At 61.7% G+C, this 18,599-nt stretch carries 19 protein-coding genes; 6 read left to right on the top strand and 13 right to left on the bottom strand.

The window, feature by feature from the left end:
* Positions 1 to 257: 257 nt before the first annotated feature.
* On the bottom strand, positions 258 to 1,487 hold the full coding sequence (locus PHI30_RS03570) for a class I SAM-dependent rRNA methyltransferase (RefSeq protein WP_300023982.1): 1,230 nt from the start codon (positions 1,485 to 1,487) through the stop codon (positions 258 to 260).
* Positions 1,488 to 1,577: 90 nt separating this feature from the next.
* On the opposite strand from PHI30_RS03570, the gene PHI30_RS03565 reads away from it, so the two are divergent.
* Together PHI30_RS03565 and rny are read left to right on the top strand one after the other, a co-directional pair.
* Positions 1,578 to 2,318 (top strand): N-acetylmuramoyl-L-alanine amidase, encoded by a 741-nt coding sequence (locus PHI30_RS03565; protein WP_300023979.1) that lies wholly within the window; start codon positions 1,578 to 1,580, stop codon positions 2,316 to 2,318.
* A 264-nt stretch (positions 2,319 to 2,582) separates the two neighbouring features.
* Complete coding sequence (rny, locus tag PHI30_RS03560; RefSeq protein ID WP_300023997.1) at positions 2,583 to 4,124, top strand: ribonuclease Y; 1,542 nt, start codon at positions 2,583 to 2,585, stop codon at positions 4,122 to 4,124.
* 52 nt (positions 4,125 to 4,176) lie between these two features.
* Here the strand turns inward: rny and PHI30_RS03555 are convergent, their stop codons facing one another.
* On the bottom strand, positions 4,177 to 4,680 hold the full coding sequence (locus tag PHI30_RS03555) for a QueT transporter family protein (protein WP_300023977.1): 504 nt from the start codon (positions 4,678 to 4,680) through the stop codon (positions 4,177 to 4,179).
* Between the two features lie 354 nt (positions 4,681 to 5,034).
* On the opposite strand from PHI30_RS03555, the gene PHI30_RS03550 reads away from it, so the two are divergent.
* Positions 5,035 to 5,541 (top strand): hypothetical protein, encoded by a 507-nt coding sequence (locus tag PHI30_RS03550; RefSeq protein ID WP_300023974.1) that lies wholly within the window; start codon positions 5,035 to 5,037, stop codon positions 5,539 to 5,541.
* A 140-nt stretch (positions 5,542 to 5,681) separates the two neighbouring features.
* On the opposite strand, the gene PHI30_RS03545 is transcribed toward PHI30_RS03550, so the two are convergent.
* From PHI30_RS03545 to dusB, 3 genes are read right to left on the bottom strand one after another with little or no spacing between them, the layout of a single operon-like run.
* A complete protein-coding gene (locus PHI30_RS03545) occupies positions 5,682 to 6,425 on the bottom strand; it encodes an anti-sigma factor (RefSeq protein WP_300023972.1) in 744 nt (247 codons plus the stop codon).
* Complete coding sequence (locus PHI30_RS03540; RefSeq protein WP_300023969.1) at positions 6,422 to 7,030, bottom strand: sigma-70 family RNA polymerase sigma factor; 609 nt, start codon at positions 7,028 to 7,030, stop codon at positions 6,422 to 6,424. The genes PHI30_RS03545 and PHI30_RS03540 overlap by 4 nt, the downstream gene beginning before the upstream one ends.
* Positions 7,027 to 7,995: a tRNA dihydrouridine synthase DusB gene (dusB, locus tag PHI30_RS03535; protein WP_300023966.1), complete on the bottom strand. Its 969-nt coding sequence runs from the start codon at positions 7,993 to 7,995 to the stop codon at positions 7,027 to 7,029. Before dusB ends, PHI30_RS03540 begins: the two co-directional genes overlap by 4 nt.
* Positions 7,996 to 8,161: 166 nt before the next feature.
* On the opposite strand from dusB, the gene PHI30_RS03530 reads away from it, so the two are divergent.
* On the top strand, positions 8,162 to 10,207 hold the full coding sequence (locus tag PHI30_RS03530) for a SpoIIE family protein phosphatase (RefSeq protein WP_300023963.1): 2,046 nt from the start codon (positions 8,162 to 8,164) through the stop codon (positions 10,205 to 10,207).
* A 168-nt stretch (positions 10,208 to 10,375) separates the two neighbouring features.
* Positions 10,376 to 10,648, top strand: coding sequence for a hypothetical protein (locus tag PHI30_RS03525; protein WP_300023960.1), 273 nt, complete (start codon positions 10,376 to 10,378; stop codon positions 10,646 to 10,648).
* A gap of 82 nt (positions 10,649 to 10,730) precedes the next feature.
* On the opposite strand, the gene PHI30_RS03520 is transcribed toward PHI30_RS03525, so the two are convergent.
* From PHI30_RS03520 to PHI30_RS03505, 4 genes are all read right to left on the bottom strand, one after another.
* Positions 10,731 to 10,952: a hypothetical protein gene (locus PHI30_RS03520; protein WP_300023957.1), complete on the bottom strand. Its 222-nt coding sequence runs from the start codon at positions 10,950 to 10,952 to the stop codon at positions 10,731 to 10,733.
* A 111-nt stretch (positions 10,953 to 11,063) separates the two neighbouring features.
* On the bottom strand, positions 11,064 to 11,819 hold the full coding sequence (locus PHI30_RS03515; protein WP_300023954.1) for an ABC transporter ATP-binding protein: 756 nt from the start codon (positions 11,817 to 11,819) through the stop codon (positions 11,064 to 11,066).
* On the bottom strand, positions 11,812 to 12,843 hold the full coding sequence (locus PHI30_RS03510; protein ID WP_300023952.1) for an iron ABC transporter permease: 1,032 nt from the start codon (positions 12,841 to 12,843) through the stop codon (positions 11,812 to 11,814). The genes PHI30_RS03515 and PHI30_RS03510 overlap by 8 nt, the downstream gene beginning before the upstream one ends.
* Positions 12,791 to 13,744 (bottom strand): ABC transporter substrate-binding protein, encoded by a 954-nt coding sequence (locus PHI30_RS03505; RefSeq protein ID WP_300023949.1) that lies wholly within the window; start codon positions 13,742 to 13,744, stop codon positions 12,791 to 12,793. Before PHI30_RS03505 ends, PHI30_RS03510 begins: the two co-directional genes overlap by 53 nt.
* A 133-nt stretch (positions 13,745 to 13,877) precedes the next feature.
* On the opposite strand from PHI30_RS03505, the gene PHI30_RS03500 reads away from it, so the two are divergent.
* Positions 13,878 to 15,425 (top strand): nitrite/sulfite reductase, encoded by a 1,548-nt coding sequence (locus PHI30_RS03500; protein WP_300023946.1) that lies wholly within the window; start codon positions 13,878 to 13,880, stop codon positions 15,423 to 15,425.
* Between the two features lie 40 nt (positions 15,426 to 15,465).
* Here PHI30_RS03500 and ribF read toward each other — a convergent pair whose 3' ends face one another.
* From ribF to rbfA, 4 genes are read right to left on the bottom strand one after another with little or no spacing between them, the layout of a single operon-like run.
* Positions 15,466 to 16,374 carry a riboflavin biosynthesis protein RibF gene (ribF, locus tag PHI30_RS03495; protein WP_300023943.1) on the bottom strand — a complete coding sequence of 303 codons (909 nt, stop codon included), beginning with the start codon at positions 16,372 to 16,374 and terminating at the stop codon, positions 15,466 to 15,468.
* Between the two features lie 4 nt (positions 16,375 to 16,378).
* The gene (gene truB, locus PHI30_RS03490; RefSeq protein WP_300023940.1) at positions 16,379 to 17,245 is read right to left on the bottom strand and encodes a tRNA pseudouridine(55) synthase TruB; all 867 of its coding nucleotides are present in this window, start codon (positions 17,243 to 17,245) and stop codon (positions 16,379 to 16,381) included.
* Between the two features lie 11 nt (positions 17,246 to 17,256).
* The gene (locus PHI30_RS03485) at positions 17,257 to 18,219 is read right to left on the bottom strand and encodes a DHH family phosphoesterase (protein ID WP_300023937.1); all 963 of its coding nucleotides are present in this window, start codon (positions 18,217 to 18,219) and stop codon (positions 17,257 to 17,259) included.
* A complete protein-coding gene (rbfA, locus tag PHI30_RS03480; protein WP_300023935.1) occupies positions 18,216 to 18,596 on the bottom strand; it encodes a 30S ribosome-binding factor RbfA in 381 nt (126 codons plus the stop codon). Before rbfA ends, PHI30_RS03485 begins: the two co-directional genes overlap by 4 nt.
* Between the last annotated feature and the right edge of the window lie 3 nt (positions 18,597 to 18,599).

Below are 18,599 nucleotides of genomic sequence, written 5' to 3'. Positions count from 1 at the left end.
CTGTCCAAAAAGCCCGTTGGGCTTTTTGGACAAAGGGTTTCGCTGCGCTCTGCGCCTCATATGCCCGCCTTTGGCGGACCATTCGACGCTCGCTTCGCGCAAAGTGTTTTCTCCTACGCACAGGTCGCAGGAGAAAACGGATTCTAATTTTTTTGCCGCTCCGGCGGCAAACACTGCGAGACTTTTTAGACAAGCTGAAAGAAGCTCCGGACGAAAGTCCGGAGCTTCTTTTTGTCCAAATGGGGAGGGGAGCAAAATCAGACCACCTGAAAGAGGTAAAATTTGAGATAGTTGGTCTCGTCCACGCCCCAGAGGATGGGGTGATCGCAGCTTTGCTGCCGGGCCTCGATCTGGCGCAGCTGGACGCCCGCGTCCCGGGCGGCGCTTTGCAGCATGGCCAAAAACTTTTCCTCTGTGGCAAAATGGGAGCAGGAGCAGGTGGCAAGATATCCGCCACGGGGCAGCAGACGCATGGCCCGGTAGTTGATCTCCCGGTAACCGGTGATGGCGTTTGCCACGGTCTTGCGGGATTTCGTAAAGGCCGGAGGGTCCAGAATGATGAAATCATATTTGCGAGGCTCTTTCTCCAGCTGGGGCAGCAGATCAAACACGTTGGCCGCCACGCAGTCCACTTTGTCGGAAAGGCCGTTGCGCGCGGCGTTGGCCCGGGCCATTTCCACGGCAGATTCGGACACGTCCACAGCGGTCACGTGTCTGGCCCCGCCCCGGGCGGCGTTGAGCGCAAAGGACCCGGTGTGGGTAAAGCAGTCCAGCACGGTTTTGCCCCGGGCCATCCGCCCCACCGCCTGCCGGTTGTATTTTTGATCCAGAAAGAAGCCGGTCTTTTGCCCGTTTTCCACGTCCACCAGATACCGGATGCCGTTTTCCGTGATTTCCGTGAGGGGGGAATCCGGCGCCGATTCTCCGGCGAGGGGGAACCAGCCCTTGTATTGGGGCAGCCCCTCCTTATCCCGCAGGGCGACGTCGTTGCGCTCATAGACGCCGCGAATGGACTGCCCGTCCTCACGCAGGATGCGCACCAGCAGCTCCAGCAGCACCGCCTTGAGCTGCTCCATCCCGAAGGAGAGCACCTGCACGCTCAAAAGGTCGTGAAACTTGTCCACCGTCAGCCCGGGAAAGGCGTCGGCCTCCCCGAAAATCACCCGGCAGCAATCCAAATCTTCCGGGGCCATCACGGACTTTCGGTAGTCCCAGGCCCAGCGGAGTCTGCGCTCCCAAAAGCTCTCGTCAAAGCAGTCATTGGCGTTCCGGGAAAGCAACCGAACGCGGATTTTGGATTGCTCCGAAAGAAGGCCAGTGCCAAGATATTGTCCTTTTTTACCTAATATATCCACCAATTCCCCGTTTTCCGCGGCGCCCTCCACGGCGAGAATTTCCACGTCATAGACCCAGGGATGTCCCCGGAGAATGGCGGCTTCCGCCTTGGGGGTGACGGTGAACCGGGGATAAGCGCGCTCTGTTTTCATATAACGTCCTCCTGCGCGATTTGCTTTGGAACAGTGTATCACACTTCCAGAGAGAAAACCATAAAATTGAATAAAGAAGGAGGGAGCCATATGCCCATCATCTACCTCAGTCCGTCCACACAGGAGTGGAATTCTTACGTGACCGGCAGCGGGTCCGAGGAGTACAACATGAACCTGCTGGCAGACGCGCTGGTGCCGTATCTGCTGTCCAACGGCATTCAATACAGGAGAAACCGCCCCGAAATGACCGCCGCCTCCTCCATTCGGGAGGCCAACAGCGGTTACTACGACCTCTATCTGGCGCTGCACTCCAATGCCGCGCCGGAGGGTCATTACGGTGAGAATCGGGGAATCATCGCCTTTTACTATCCCGGCAGCCCCCAGGGGCGGGAGGCGGCGGAGCTGATCGCCGAGGAACTGCGGAAAATCTATCCGCTGCCGGGTCGGGTGACCACCCGGGAGACCACGTCGCTTGGCGAGGTGCGTCTGTCCCGGGCGCCGGCTGTGCTGGTGGAGATTGGATACCACGACAACTATGCCGACGCCCTGTGGCTTGAAACCCACTGGGACGCCATTGCCCAGCAGCTGGCCCGGGCGCTCACTCGGTTTTTCGGCCTGCCCTTCATCTATCCCATGGAGCCTGCCACTGGCACGGTGTCCGTGACTTACGGTACGCTGAATCTGCGCAGTTACCCCTCTCACACCGGCACGGTCCTTGCCAATATGCCCGGCGGCGCTACCGTCACCGTCTACGGCGAGTGGCAGGGGTGGTATGTGGTCCATTATGGGGATCTGGTGGGGTATGCGGCGGCGGCGTATATCGATTTGTAAGGAAAGCCGCGGCGGGGCGGGAAGATTCCGCCGTTTGCGGGACTCGCTCGCCCGGTTCATGCATATTTTGAGTAAATATACGGGTTTCCCTTGACAGCGCCGCCGTAAATGATTAAACTGGAAAAGGATAATTATCGAAGGGCAAAAGGGGTGCCGTCCGATTATTTTCTGCGTGTGCGATGGTATCCATAGTTGGACGCCATCTGCAAATACAGTGACCAATCAATACCGACGAAAGAGGAGGAATACCAAATCGTGGAACCCATGACCATTATAGTGGCCCTCATCGGGCTGGCGGTCGGCGGCGCGATTTGCTTCCCTCTTGGTATTCGCTATCGGAAAAATGTTTCCGAGAAGGAAATCTCAAGCGCGGAGGACGAAGGAAAGCGCATTATCAACGAGGCCATTAAGAGCGCCGAATCCAAAAAACGCGAAGCTTTGCTGGAAGCAAAAGAAGAGATTTTAAAAAACCGCAGCGAGTATGAGAAGGAAGTAAAAGAGCGCAGAGCTGATTTGCAGCGGCAGGAGAATCGCCTGCAGCAAAAGGAAGAGAATCTGGATCGCAAGACGGAGACGATTGAAAAGAAGGAAGAATCTCTGGCCCAGAAGCATGCGGACATCGATAAAGAGACCGACGAGATCAAGGTCATCAAGCGCAGCCAGACAGAGATGCTGGAACGCATTTCCGGCTTTACTGCGGAAGAGGCCAAAAATTATCTGATTTCTCAGGTGGAATCGGAAGTGACCCACGAGACTGCCCTCAAGATCAAAGAGGTGGAGTCCCGTATGAAGGAAGAGTGCGAAACCCGCGCCCGTGAAGTGGTGGCTCAGGCCATCCAGCGCTGTGCCGCGGATCAGGTGGCCGAAATGACCGTCAGCGTGGTTCCCCTGCCCAATGACGAGATGAAGGGCCGCATCATCGGCCGCGAGGGCCGCAACATCCGCACCATCGAAACGCTGACCGGTGTGGACTTGATCATTGACGATACGCCGGAGGCCATCACGGTCTCCTGCTTTGAGCCGGTGCGGCGGGAGATCGCCCGTCTGGCGCTGGAGAAACTGATCGCCGACGGACGCATTCACCCCACCCATATCGAAGAGATGGTGGAAAAAGCCCGCCGGGAGGTGGACGCCACCATCAAGGCCGAGGGCGAGCGCGTCACCTTTGAGTGCGGCGTGCGCAACCTGCATCCGGAACTGGTAAAAATACTGGGCCGTCTGCACTACCGCACCAGCTACGGTCAAAATGTCCTGCAACACTCGGTTGAGGTTTCCCACATTGCGGGCATGATGGCCGCCGAGCTGGGCGCCGATGTGCAAAGCGCCAAGCGCGCGGGTCTGCTGCATGATCTGGGCAAGGCCGTGGACCATGAGATGGAAGGCACCCACGTTGCTCTGGGTGTGGAATTTGCCCGGAAGTACAAGGAAAAAGAAGATATCATCCACGCCATCGAGGCCCATCACAACGATGTGGAGCCCCGGACCATCATTGCCTGTCTGGTGCAGGCCGCGGACGCCATTTCCGCAGCCCGTCCCGGCGCTCGCCGTGAGAATCTGGAAAACTACATCAAGCGGCTGGAACAGCTGGAGACGATCACCGGGTCTTATCCCGGTGTGGACAAGGCCTTTGCCATTCAGGCCGGCCGTGAAGTCCGCGTGATGGTGAAGCCCGAACAGGTCAGCGAGGACCAGATGGTCATTCTCGCCCGGGACCTGGCCAAAAAGATCGAGGAAGAGATGGAATATCCCGGCCAGATCAAGGTTCATCTCCTGCGGGAGACCAAAGTCGTGGAATACGCAAAGTAAAAAAGCATAAGAAAGCGCTCCGCCCAAAAGGCGGAGCGCTTTTTTGCGGTATTCAGGAAATGCGCCCCCGCAGGGCGGGGTGGGTGGAAAGCCAGCGCAGGAGGGGAAGCCCCAGCGCATAGCAGGCAATCGCCTCGCCCAGCCCCACGGTCACGGCGTTGAGAGCAAAGGCCGGCAGGAAGGCCGCCCCGTCCAGCACGGAGAAGTAGGCGATCTCCGCGCCCACAATCACGGCGTTGCAGAGGACCGGCGGCAAAGGCGCGAGGTAGCGGTTTTTCAGCCGGGAGGTCCACAGCGCGGCCAGGAGTGTTGCCAGCGTGCCGAAGATCCAGTCCAGCACGTAGGGAGAACCCAGCAAATTGGCAAGGAAACAGCCCACCGCAAGGCCGGGGACCGCCTCCGGAAACAGGAAGGGCAGCACGGTCATGGCCTCCGCCACGCGCAGCTGCACGCCGCCGTACTGCGGGATAGGGAGGAAAAGCGTGAGGGCGGCATAGGCGGCCGCGATGACAGCGGCAGTGGTGAGACGGCGAATCAGGGAACGGGAAATGGACATAAAAAAAGCCTCCTTCTTCGGAGGTTTTGAATGCATCGCAGCAAACTGCGCAGAAAAAGGTCCTGCACAACCTCCATTTTTTTGTTTAGAGAACGACCTCCACCTGGTTTGTGGAGCGCCGAACGAACGTCCGCAAGCGGACGCTTGGACAGGGAGATGGCACCTGTCGGGAAAGAGTATACCATAGAAATCCGGGCAGTGCAAGAAGGAAACCGGAAAACGAGCCGCCAAAAACGAGCTGGGGCCGTCCAAAAGAGCGTGCTGAACGGGCGGACGTTCATACGCTTGCTATTTGCATATTCCAATTGTATAATTGAATACAAAGAGAAATCAAACGTTAAGGAGAACATTTTTATGAAACGAAGCCGGGGGCTGCTGGTTTTGGCAATTCTGATTGCCCTTTGCGCCGGTGCGGTTTGGCTGACTCTGCGTGTCACAGCGGAGTATCCGGCGCTGGGGGCACCCATCTCCTATCCGGTGAATCAGGTGGAAGGCTTCCGCCTTTCCATGGAGGACCCCACTTGGTCTCCATTCCGGGGATATACGCTCCGTTATAAGATTGCGATCAATTCCGAAGATGTCTACCAACTGGTGGATGAGGATTCAAAACCCTTTGCACATTTGGAGAGACTGTTGGACGGTCAATGGTATGGACTGCGTTGCCAAAGAGGGGAGACGGCCCATATAAGCAACAGCCTTGCGATTGGCGGGCATGACCAAACTGGTTTTGAGGCCAGTATGGTTCAAAAATATGATGGCTACGGCACGCGCTTAGCGTCTGGAAATTACCGCCTGACAATTGAGCTGCGAGACAAAATGGGAAAAACCCGCTATCTGGCGGCGGAGTTTGCTGTCAAATAGATGAAAGTCTGCATAAAAGAAGCGTATCCACTTCCCGTTTCAGGGTGGACGAGGGTGGCAGGCAAAGACGATCCGAACCAAGTACACTTGGTTCGGATCGTCTTTTTCCGTATGGCGCTCGGCTGCGGGCCGGACTTTTCTTACTTCAAAACGGTGACAAAGGCGCTTTCCCCGTTTTCCACGGGAGAGACCCCGGCGAGAAGGGCCCCCGACTGCTCCAAGGCGTCGAACAGCGCCGCAAACTCCGACGCGGTCAGCTCGTAGTAAAGGGCGGTGTCCGTTTCCTGAACGGGAGAATATGCCGCCAGCAGCGCTCCGGCCTCCTCAGCGGTCAGCGTCAGCGTGGGGGCAGCCTCCGGACCGTTCGCGGCGGAAAGGCGGGGACTAAGGCTCTCCGGGGCGCCGCTGTCCTCGGCGGTTCCGCTGCCGCCGGTCTGGGGGGGCTGCGGAGACTCTGGCGCAGAATCAGCGGCAGAGTACATGGCGGCTTCGGGGGCCGCTTTTTCGGCAGGGGCGGCGCTGGTGTCGGCGCCGGTGCCGGCACGGAATGGCCCCTGCTGCACCAGCACCACGATGGCCACGCAGGCAGCCAGCGGCACCAGCGTTTTGAGCCACATGGGTTTGCGGTGGGGACGATTCGGCTTCACGGGCGCGGGCGACCCGACTTTTTGAATGGCTGCCATAACGGTTTGAGTAAAGTTTTCCGGGACCTGCGCATCTTCCACTTCGGGGAAGGCAGCGCGCATGGCCAGCGCGTCGTCCACATAGGCCTGACAGCCCGGGCAGACGGCCAGATGCGCGCGGACGGGTTCCATTTCCTCCGCAGAGAGTTCACCGTCCACATACAGGTCCAGCAGGGCCGCGTATTCCGTACAGTCTTTCATTTGCAGCCCTCCTTTCCTGATTCTTTCGACGAAGGGCGCGAGAAAAAGTTCCCAGTTTCCACAAGAACTTTCCGCAGCTGTTTTCGCCCCCGGCTGATGCGGGATTTGACGGTGCCCACATCCAAGGAGAGCGTGTCGGCGATTTCGTCATAGGAAAGCTGATGGATCTCCCGCAGCACCAGCACCTCGCGGTGCTCCGGGGAGAGGGCGCGCAGTCCCGCCTCCACCTGTGCGTGCAGTTCTTTTTGCTCGGCGGCCTCCTGCGGGGAGGGGGCAGAGCTTGGCGCGTCGATGTTCACATCCTCGTCGTTGAGGGAGGGGCCGGCGGCGGAGCGGTGGCGGCCCTCCCGCCGCAAAAGATCCACGCAGGCGTTGGACGCCAAACGATAGATCCACGTGGAAAAGCTGGAATCCCCCCGAAAAAAGGGCAGACCCTGCCAGGCGGCGAGAAAGGCCTCCTGCGCCGCCTCCGCCGCGTCCTCCCGCTGGCGGCACATGCGCAGCGTGAGGGCAAAGACCCGCTTTTCATAAAGCTGCACCAGCTGGGCAAAGGCGTCCTGATCGCCCTGCCGGGCCATGTCGATCCACTGCTGTTCCTGCATCATAGTAAATCCCTTTTGATCCCTCTGGTCACACGATAAACGTCCTCCAGAGTGTTCATCTGCACGATTTGTTCCTTATAGTAGCCGGCATGGGACACCCCTTTTAAATACCAGCAGTAGTGACGCCGGGCCTCCAAAACCGCCACCCGTTCCCCCTTGGCCTGGGCCGAAAGCTCAAACTGGCGCACGGCCGTGTCGCACCGCTGGGCAAGCGGCGGAAGGGGTGGAATGGGGCGGCCGGCAAGCGCCGCTTCCGCTTGCTGAAACAGCCACGGATTGCCGAAGCACCCCCGACCGATCATGGCCATGTCGGCCTTCGTATGCTGCAAAATGCGGACGGCGTCCTCCGGCTTCCAGATGTCGCCGTTGGTGATCACGGGAATGGACACGGCCTCCTTCACACTCCGGATGCAGTTCCAGTCCGCCGTTCCGCCGTATATCTGCGCCCGGGTGCGCCCGTGGACCGCCAAGGCGGCGGCACCCGCCTGCTCCAGCACTCTGGCAAATTCCACGCAGTTGCAGTTTCCAAGGTCCCAGCCCCGGCGGAACTTGGCGGTCACCGGCACGGACACCGCCTGCACCACGGCTTCCATGATGCGCCCGGCCTTGTCCGGGTCCTTCATCAATGCCGCGCCGTCGCCGTTGTTGACGATTTTCCCCATGGGACAGCCCATGTTGATGTCCAGAAGATCGGCCCCGGTGTGGGCGATGGCAAGGGCGGCGGCCTCCGCCATGCAAGAAGGGTCGCTGCCAAAGATCTGCACGGCGGCGGGATGCTCCCCGGGAAACTGCTGGAGCAGGGAAAAGGTCTTTTGATCGTGATAGCAAAGAGCCTTGGAGGAGATCAGCTCCGTGCAGGTAAGCCCTGCGCCAAGCTCGGCGCAGATTTGGCGAAAGGCCACGTCCGTCACCCCGGCCATAGGCGCCAGCGCCAGCTGCGAGTTGATCTCCACGGTTCCAATACGCATAAGGTGCCGTCCTTTCCGTTTTTAACAGATTGCAGTTATCATACCATGGCCCTTAAAAAATGTCCACCTTCCCTGCCGGGAAATGAAGGCCCATGCATTTCCCGACGTGATTTTTTTCAAGAGAAAGGTAGAATATGGAAAACCGTGAAATTTGGAGGGACAGGCTGTGCGATTCGGTCAGATTACTTTGGAACGGGAGCAGTCGGCGCGGCTGCTGGGCTGGGGCATCCGGCTTTTTTTGGCGGCGGCGCTCACCGCCAGCCAGACCCCGGGGCAGTATGCGCCGTTTGCTCTGGGCTGCGTGGCGGCTGCGGGACCGGGCATGGACGGAGCCGCCGCTCTGGCGGGAACCTTGGTCGGTGCGCTGCTGTTTATGAGATTTGCAGACGCCCTGCCGTTTCTGGCTGCCGGCGTCCTGATTTTGACGGCGGCAACCGCCTTTCAGGGAAGCCGCGTCCTGTCCGGACGGCGGGGGATGTCCCTGACGGCGGCGCTCCTCTCTCTGGCGGTGAGCGGCATCTATGTGGCGCAGTCCCTCTCCCCGCTGGAGCACTTCACGTCCTGCCTTGCGGCGGTAAGCCTTACCGGCGCGTCCGCCTGGTTTTTCCAGCCGCTGCTCCAGCCCCAGGAGGATCGTCCAGACGTGAACAGCGTGCTGTTCCTTTCGGCGGCGCTGCTGCTGGCGCTGCAGGATCTGGAGATTCTGGGCCTTTCCGTGGGGCGGATACTGCTTTGCGTGTTGCTGGCCTACACGGCCTATGAGCGGGGCGCGGTGACCGGCGCGGCCGCGGGGCTGGGGCTTGGTCTCACGGCGGACCTTTGCGCGGGGACGGGCAGCGGCATTTTCACTGCCGGGTTCGGCCTTGCGGGGCTGCTGACGGGAAGCCGGATGGGGCAGCGGCGCTCCAGCGCGGCGCTGGCGTTTTTGGCGGCGTCGCTTGCGGCGCTGCTGCCAGCCCGGGACCCGCTGGCCCAGCCGTTGCTGCTGGAGAGTGTTGTGGGCGCGGGACTCTTTTTGCTGCTGCCGGGGCGGTTGTTTGGCGGCAAGCGGGTCCGGCGGCCGGAGAGCGGGGAGGGCGTCTCTGCCATGCCAAACCGGTTAAAGGAACAGCTGACCCGAGCGGCGGGCGCGCTGCGGGAAGTATACGAGTGCATGGGGCGAAACAACGCGCCATCCTCGGACGAAAATCCCGCCATCGTCTTTGACCGGGCGGCGGAAAAAATCTGCCGGAGCTGCGCGCTGTGCGATCTGTGCTGGCAGCGGGAGTATACCGGCACCTTCAACGCGCTCAACGACGCAACGCCCATGCTCTTGGAGCGGGGACGGGCCATGGCCAAGGATTTCCCCGGTTATTTTTCCGACCGGTGCATCCACCTGCCTGATTTTATCACGGCCATCAACGGGGAGCTGTCCGCCTTTTTGCTGCGGCGGCAGTACCGCCGCCAGCTGGAGGAGACCCGCCGCAGCGCCAGAGGGCAGTATGCCCAGCTTTCCGAGCTGCTGACGGCCACCGCCGCCGGTTTGGGAGAGGCGGTGGCGGTATCCGGTCAGGCGGCGTTTGCCTGCCGGGTGGGAGCGGCGCTGCGCCCCAAGGAGGGCGAGAGCGTCTGCGGGGACACCGTGGTCTCCTTCCAAACGGAAAATGGCCTGTGGTGCCTGCTGCTGGCGGACGGTATGGGCAGCGGAGACGCGGCCCGGAAGAAGTCCGCCCTCACCTGTCGGCTGCTGCGCCAGTTTCTGGAGGCCGGTATTGAGGCGGAGGCGGCGCTCAAAACGCTGAACGCGGCCATGGCGCTCCGGGGAGCGGAGACCGGCAGCTTCACCACCATCGATCTTTGCACCTGCAACGCCGCCACCGGAGAGACCGCGTTCTATAAGTTCGGCGCGGCCCCCAGCTATCTCAAAAAGGGCGGAACGGTCCGCCGTGTCACGGGCGGCAGTCTGCCTGCGGGGCTGCGGGGCGCGCCTGCCACCCCGGATGTGACCCGGGTCTCGCTGGATCCCGGCGGCTTTGCGGTGATGATCAGCGACGGCGTGGCGGACTCCGGGCGAGACGAGTGGCTGTTGGACCTGTTGGCGGGCTGGGAGGGGGAGGACCCCCAGACGCTGGCGGGATTGATCCTTGCGGAGAGCATCCGGCGGGAGCACCTGCAAGACGACTGCGGCATACAGGTTTTGTACAGAGCTGCGGAAAAGGGAGAGAGCGTTTGAAAGAAAGGCGCATCGCCGGAAAATGGCGATGCGCCCGCTTTCAATTGCCCTGTTTGCGGGAAAGCGTGGGAAAACTTGCACAAAGGCCCGGGAAGGCGAACCATTTGTGGTATAAATTCACCCGCTCCGCGGAAAAATGAGACTATCAACGAAGGAGGCATGAGTCGGATGGTGAAAGGTATTTCCAGAAGAGTGGTCGTGGTGGATTCGCCGGACCAGCGTTTTTTTGAGCAGGCGATCTTTATTGTGCGCAACGATGCCGCAGGGGAAGGCGTCACAGCCCGGGAGCTGGTGGAGGAGGCCCGCCGTGTGGCCCGGAATTACGCCGTGGGGGATCACGGCCGACTCAGCCGGACCTGGCGGGAGCTGAGCCCGGCGGTGTACACGGTGATGGGGGCCGCCGGGATCGGACTTATCTGGCTGACGGTGGCGCTGATCTGAAAAAAGGGGCGGCAGCCCTTCAAACAGCAGAAAAGGGCGGCATTGTTTTTGAAACAATGCCGCCCTTTTGCCGGTCAAGCGCTCAGTTTCCCCGGTACGCTTCATAGGCGCAGATCGCGAGGCCCGCGATCATGACGGCCATGGAAACGATAAAGGGCGTCAGCAAATCCGCGCAAAGCAAAGAGCCCAACAGCCCGCCGATATTGTTATAGGTACCGGGATGCATGATGGCATAGATGAATCCAAAGGCCGAGAACACCAGTCCGATCAGTGCAACCAAAAATCCAAACACAAATTTTTTCACAAGTTTCTCCTTCCCGGCGCAACAGGGCCAAGCCGGGAAGGAGGCCACAGCCCAGTACATCCGCCGTATTCAAAAAATCAGACAGGGCGGCAGCCTTCCGCCCCGGTTCCCTTAGGAATCCGCCGGTGTGAAGTAATAGGTGCCGCTTGCTTGATGGACCCGCACGCCAAACACCCGCTCCAGCGCGCCGCTTTCGTACACGGCCCGGGGAGAAGCGCACAGGACCTTTTCCCCGCGCTCCAGCAGAAGAATCTGATCGCTGTACCGCAGGGCATGGGCCAGATCGTGAAGGACCATCACCACGGTTTTTCCCTGCCGGTTGAGAGCGGAAATCAGCTCCAGCAGCTGGAACTGGTGGCCGAGGTCCAGATAGGTGGTGGGCTCGTCCAGAAAGATGACCTTGGTGTCCTGCGCCAGTGCCATGGCGAGATATACCCGCTGCCGCTCGCCGCCGGAGAGGGCGCGCAGGTCCCGCCCCTCCCACGCCGCCACGCCGGTCAGTTCCATGGCCTGACGGATGGCGGCCTTGTCCGATGGGCGTAGCTGCCGGGAAAAGCCAAGGTAGGGAAACCGCCCGTGGGCCACCAGCGCCCCCACGGTGATGGCGGGCACGGTGCGCACCTGGGGCATAAAGGCGGCGGTGCGGGCCAACTCCCGGCGCTCGTACGATCCCAGCGGCTTGCCATCCAAAAGAATCTCACCGCTTTGCAGGGGCAGCTGTCCCGCCGCTGCCCGCAGCAGCGTGGTTTTGCCGCAGCCGTTGGGGCCGATCAGTGTGGTGATGGAGCCGCTTGGAACCGCAAAGGAAATGTCATGCAGGACGGGGTCAGGGCCGTATCCGGCGGCAACGCGGCGAAATTCAAGCATAGACGCGCCCTCCCCTCCGGTGTAGCAGTAAATAGAGGAAGAACGGTCCGCCCAGAAGGGACATCACAATGCCCACGGGCAGCTCAAAGGGCGCGAACAGCACCCGGGCGAGCACGTCGCACAAGAGCACAAAGCTGCCGCCCAGCAGCGCCGAGGCGCTCAGCAGCCAGCGGTTGTCCCCGCCCACCAGACGCCGGGCCATGTGGGGCACCAGCAGCCCAACAAACCCCAAAAGCCCTGAAAAGCTGACGGCCCCGCCTGCCAGCAGTGCAGCGGAGAGCACGGAGACAAGCCGTACCCGCTCCACGTGTAGTCCGAGACTGGCGGCGCTCTCCTCCCCCAGCTGCAACACGTTCAGGTCTCCCGCGAGCACCACGCAAAGCGCCGCGCCTGCCGCGAGATAGACCGCCGCGCCCCGGACCACCGCCAGCGTGACCCCGGAAAAGCCGCCCAGCAAAAAGCCGGTGGCCCCCATCACGGTGTCGGGGTAGAGCAGTGTGAGCAGATTGACCAGCGCGGTGAGAACGCTGCTTACGGCCAGCCCCGCCAGAATCAGCGTGGTGCGGGAAAGGCCCGCCCGCCGCGCCAGCGCGTAGATAAAGAGAGCTGCCCCAAAGGCCCCCAGAAACGAGGCGGCGGGCAGCAGTCCGGCGGCGGGCAGCAGGCAGCTTACCAGCATGGCTCCAAACCCCGCCCCGGCGTTGATGCCGATGACGTTGGGACTGGCCATGGCGTTATTCAAAACCGCCTGCATCAGCGCGCCCGCCAAAGCCAGCGCGCTCCCCGCCAGAAGGGCCGCCAGCGTCCGGGGAAAGCGCACGTGGACAAGAATGCGCCACGGCGCGCCCTCCCCTTGGCGCAGAGCGTCCAGCAGCTGGGCAAGGGAGTAATCCTGACTTCCGCAGCGCAGGCTGAGCGCCGCCGCGACGCACAGCATGGCTCCCAGCAGGAAAATCACAAGCGCCTTGCCCTTAGGCGAGGTCGGCGGCAAGCTCCGGATACAAAATTTTGGCAAGATACGCATAACTTTCCCCCCAGCGCGCATTCGGCTTATAGTGAAACAGTTCCTGGGGCAGCAGCACGTACCGCCCGTTCTGCACGGCACTGAGTCCGGCCCAGGCCGGATTGCTCTCGAAGGTTTTCGACATATAGGCCATGGCGGCGTCCTGGTTGCCCATGGTGGCCACTAAAATGAAATCCGGGTCGGCGGCGATCACTTCCTCCAGACTGATGTCCTCCAGCAGACTTTCGTGCCGAGAGACCAGATTGTCTCCCCCCAGATCCCGCAGAATCACGCCCGCGAGATTATCGTCCCCCTTGGCCTTGGCGCCGGTGGTGTAGGCGCGGATCAGCAGGGCGCTGGGCCGGGGCTGGTCCTGTACCGCGTCCAGCACGCGGTCAATTTGGCGCTGCACGGAAAGCCCGTTTTGCTCATACAGGTCGTCCCGCCCGGTGAGGGAACAGAACTGGCCCAGCATGGAGAGATACTCCGCAAAGGTATCGGTGCGGTAATAGGCGTGGGGAATGCCCGCCTGGGTCAGCGCGTCGTGCAGGTCCACCTGAGCGGCAATGTCGGCGGCGAGAATGACGAAATCCGGGTCGGCCGCAAGAATCTCCTCCAGATTCGGCTCCTTCACGGAGCCTACCACGACGGCGTCCGGGCCCACGTCCAGCCCCCGCTCCTCCAGCGCGTCGCTGGTGGTTCCCACCAGCTTGCCGCCCGCGAGCGTCCAGACCTCGGCAAAGCTGCCGTAGAGGGAGACGACCCGGTCCCAGGAGGAGAGCGATACGGAATAGCCCAGCGCGTCCGTGAAGGCAGTGACAGCTTCCGGTGCTTCCGGCACTTCCGGCGCAGCCGGGGTGCCGCAGCCGCTCAGCAGCAGGAGCGAGAGAAAAATGATAAGGGTGGATTTTAACTGTTTCATGGGGTTACTCCTTTATAAACGAACAATCCAAGTGTATCGAATGAAAAAAATTTGTCAAGAGTGGTTGGCAGAAAAGAAGGGACATGATAAAATAAAGCGATTGTCCAAACCAGACGAAAGAGAGGATTTTACGATGAAAACCATCGATCCGCAAAGCTGGAAACAGGATTTGCCCGCTTTCCGGGAGAAAACAGCCGCCTTCTATGCCGGAACGCTGGATAAAGCGGCCTACAAGGGCTTTTCCGGACTGTACGGGAGTTATGCACAAAAGGGCGGCAGCGCCAGTATGCTGCGATTGCGGATGACGGCGGGCCGCGTCACGCCGGAGAAGCTGGCTTTCACGGCAAAGGCCATCCGCACCTATGGGGTGCCCCGGGCTCATTTTACCACTTGCCAGAGCATCCAGCTCCACGACTTGGAACAAAATTCCCTGTGCGCCATCATGGAAGAGGCGCTGGACTGCGGTATCGTCACCATGGGCGGCGGCGGAGATTTTCCCCGCAACGTGATGTGCTCGCCGCTCTCCGGTGTGGAGGTGGGAGAGTATTTTGACGTCATGCCATGGGCGGAGGCTGCGGGGGAGTATCTCATGTCCTTCATCAAGGCGGAGAAGATGCCCCGCAAGCTGAAGGTGGGTTTTTCCAACTCGCCTGAAAACGTGACCCACGCCACCTATCGGGACCTGGGCTTCGCGGCCCGGCCGGACGGGATGTTTGACGTGTACAGCGCCGGCGGCCTTGGCAACAATCCCCGCTTTGGCGTTCTTGTGGCGGAGGGGGTGGCACCGGAAAAGATCCTCTATTATATCAAGGCCATGTGGCTCACCTTCCGCGCCTACGGCAACTATGAAAACCGGGGCAAGGCCCGCACCCGCTACATGCAGGAGGCGCTGGGCGGAGCGGCGGCGTACGCCAAGGCGTATGGGGTGAAGCTTGCGGAGGTATTTGCCTCCGGCGAGGAATTGGACTTGACGGCAGCGCCCCGGCCCGTCGAAAAGACCGGCGACGGGATTGTCGTGGGCGGGCCGAGAGTCATCCCCCAGAAGCAGGCGGGCCTTTATACGGTTGCATGGCATCCCATCGGCGGGCAGCCGAATCTGGAGACGCTTTGCGCCGTCAGCGACGCGCTGGGTAAGATGCCGGACGCGGAGATGCGCCTTGCGCCGGACGAGACGGCGTATCTCATCAATCTCAACGGCGAAGAGGCGGAAAAAATGCTGGCGCTGACAGCCGATGGCGCCAAAAGCCTGTTCGAGACCTCCGTTTGCTGCATCGGCGGCGCTACCTGTCAGGTGGGGACCCGGGATTCGCAGGCCCTGCTGGCAGCCTGTGTGGCGGCGGTCCGGGCGGCGGAGCTGCCGGATGGGGCGCTGCCCCAGATCCACATCTCCGGCTGTCCCTCCTCCTGCGGCACCCATCAAACGGGCGCGCTGGGGCTGCGGGGCGGGGTCAAGCTGGTGGACGGCAAGCCCCAACCGGCCTTCGTGCTGTATGAAAGCGGCGACGGCCGTCAGGGCCGGGAGACCATGGGAAGGGAACTGGGTCCCATGCTGGAGACGGAGATCCCCGGTTTTTTGGCGCAGCTGGGAAAGACCGTGGCCCAGAGCGGAGAGCGCTTTGACGCGTGGGTGCTGAAAAATCCGGACGGGGTGGAAGCCCTTGCCGCGAAGTATTTGAATTGACGCAAGAGACCCGGTCGGCGGAAACGCCGACCGGGTCTTTTTAGGTTGCGGAGTCCGCGAAAAAGCGGCGGGTGGCCTCCGCGTCGGCGTGGATTTGGCCCTTCAGCGCGTCCAGAGAGTCGAAACGGACCTCGTCCCGCAGGCGGCGGTAAAATTCCACCTGAACGGTCTGGCCGTACAGATCGCCCTCAAAGTCCAGCAGCCACGCTTCCACGGTGATGTCCGTGCCGTTATTCACGGTGGGACGGGTGCCCACATTGGTGACAGCGGCATAGCTGTCGCCGCCGGGCAGCGTGACGCGGGTGGCGTAGACCCCGTGGCTGGGAATCAAAACGTGGGGCGGCGCGGTCAAATTGACGGTGGGGATGCCGATGGTGTGGCCCAGACGGCGTCCGTGGCGCACGGTCTGGGTCAGCACATGGGGATGGCCCAAAAACCGGTTGGCCCGCTCGATCTGCCCCAGCTCCACCAAACGGCGGATGTACGTGGAGCTGACGACGATGCCGCCCACCTCCACCTGAGGGATGATATCGCAGCCAAGGCCCAGCTCCCGGCACTTTTCAACCAGCAGCTCCGGGGAGCCCTGATTCTTATGGCCGAAATGATGATCGTGCCCCGCCACCAGATGGACGGCGTGGTAGCGGCCCACCAGAATTTCCGTGACAAACGCCTGCCAGGGCGTGGTCATCATCTCCTGATCGAAGGGGACCATGATGACGTCCCGGATGCCGTACAGCCGGGAAACCAGCGCCCGCCGGTCCTCCGGGGAGTTGATGAGGGGGCAGGGAATCCCGGTGACCACCTCCTTGGGGGGACGGTCAAAGGTAAAGACTGCTGGCGTGACGCCGCGGGCGGCGGCTTCCTCCGCCGTGCGCCGCAAGAGGGCGGCGTGGCCCAGATGGACCCCGTCGAAAAACCCAAGGGCAATGACTTTTTCCTTCATGGACATATCGTTACGCTCCAAAGAAATTCTTGATAGAAGTCAGCGTGCCGCCTTCGGCACGGGAAAGGCAGAGAAACGTGCCATCCTGCCCGCAGACGCGGTAAGTGCCGTCCGGCGTGCCGGGCAGCATGATGGGATTCCCACAGCGGACCTTTTTTTCCACGGGATCTGCGCTTAACAGCAGAAGGGGATACGCCTGAAACAGCGTGTCCGTGGGCAGCAAAAGCGCCTCGCCTTGCGCCTGCACGTCCGCCAGGGTGACGGCGCTATCCAGTGTGAAGCCCGCCGCCATGGTGCGGCGCAGGGAAAAAAGCGTGCCGCCGCAGCCAAGGGCGCGCCCCACGTCGTGGCAGAGGGTGCGGATATAGGTGCCCTTGGAGCACACGCAGCGGAAAGAAAAATCCGTCTCGCTCTCCTGACGCAAAAGCTCCAGCTCGTAAATGGTGATGCGGCGCGGCTTGCGGGCCACCTCCTGCCCCTTCCGGGCCAGATCGTAGAGCTTTTGACCGCCAATCTTGATGGCGGAATACATGGGGGGAATCTGCTCAATCTCCCCTAAAAAGCGAAGCAAAGCGGCCTCCACGTCGGCGCGAGGGGAAGAAACGGGCCGCGTTTCCAGCGTCCGCCCGGTGACATCCTGCGTGTCGGTGGTCTGCCCCAGCCGGAGACCCGCCACGTATTCCTTGCGGCCATTTTCCGCGAATTCCACGGCCCGGGTGGCCTGTCCCACAAATACGGGAAGGACGCCGGTGGCCATGGGGTCCAGCGTGCCGCCGTGGCCCACCCGCTTTTCCCCCAGAATGCCGCGCAGCTTGGCGCATACATCCATACTGGTCCAGTCGGCGGGCTTGTCGATGATGAGGATTCCGTTTGGCATAGTTCTCCTTTTTACATCGCGCAGTCCGGTACGAGCTGCGCAATCGCGGCGAGTATGCGCGCCTTGGCCTCCGCCCAGGGGGCCTGGATGGTGCACCCGGCTGCCGCCGCGTGACCGCCGCCGCCAAGCTGTTGGCACACCGCCGTGGCATTCACCCGCTCGCCGGTGCGCACGGACAGCTTCCACACGTCTGCGCGCAGCTCCCGCATGGTGATGGCGCAGTCCACTCCCGCGATCTGACCGCCCAGAGAGGAAAGCTCCTCGGCGTCGCTCTCGGTGGCGTCTAAACGCGCCATCAGGGAGAGGGGGACCGACAAAATCGCGATCCGCTCATGATCGTAAAACTCCGCGCCGGAGAGCATGGCGCCTTCCAGCTGCATCCGCTTGCGGGTCTTGGTGCGGAAAAACACCTTGTTGACGGTTTTGTAGTCGATGCCGGTGCGCAGCAGCGCGGCGGCCACCGCGTGGGTGTGGGCGGTGGTGTTGGCGTAGGAAAAGCAGCCGGTGTCCGTGGAAACGGCCACATAGAGTGCCAGCGCCATCTCCGGTGTAATGGGTCCCAGCGCCGCCAGAACGTCATAGAGTACCTCGCCGCAGGCGGCGGCCTCCGGCCGGACGAGATTGTGCCGGCCAAACCGCTCGAAAGAGGGGTGGTGGTCGATGGCAAGGTCCACACAGCCCGCGTAGGGGAGGGCGTTTTCGGGAAACAGCCCTGTGGTGGCGATGTCCGTGGAGACAACTTTGTCGGGCATGAAATCGATGCTTGCCGCGAAGGGCGCGAAATAAGGCTGCGTGGAGTCCGTCAGGCCGGGATTGGGCAACAGGAAGGCCCGCTTACCCAGCGCGCGCAGTCCGGCGCACAGTCCGGCGGCGCAGCCCACGGTGTCCCCGTCCGGGCGGACGTGGGTCAAAATGAGCACATTGTCATAGCTTCGCAGCAGCGCGGCGGTATCAAGAACGGTCAGCATGGTCATTCTTGCGCCTCGTCTCCGCCCTGCTTCTCGTCATCCTTTTCCACCCGGCGCAAAATTTCCAGAATGTGAGCGCCGTGCTGAATAGAGTCGTCGGCAATGAATTGCAGCTCCGGCGTATAGCGCAGCTGCAAGGTGCGGCCCAGCTCCCGCCGCAGAAAGCCGGAGGCGGACTTGAGACCCTTGAGCACGTCTTTTTCCTGGGACTTGTCCAATACGCTGATATAGACTCGGGCATAGCGCAGGTCCCCGGTGGTGTCCACCCGGGTGATGGAGACCATCCCCGTGCCGGAGACCCGGGGGTCCTTTAAACGGCGGAGCTGGTCGCTCAGCTCCCGCTGAATTTCCTCATTGATGCGGCCGATTCGATTGCTGGCCATAAA

This window comes from Oscillibacter sp. (assembly GCF_028693505.1).
Lineage (GTDB): Bacteria > Bacillota > Clostridia > Oscillospirales > Oscillospiraceae > Oscillibacter.
This window is presented reverse-complemented; position numbering and strand designations above follow the sequence as displayed.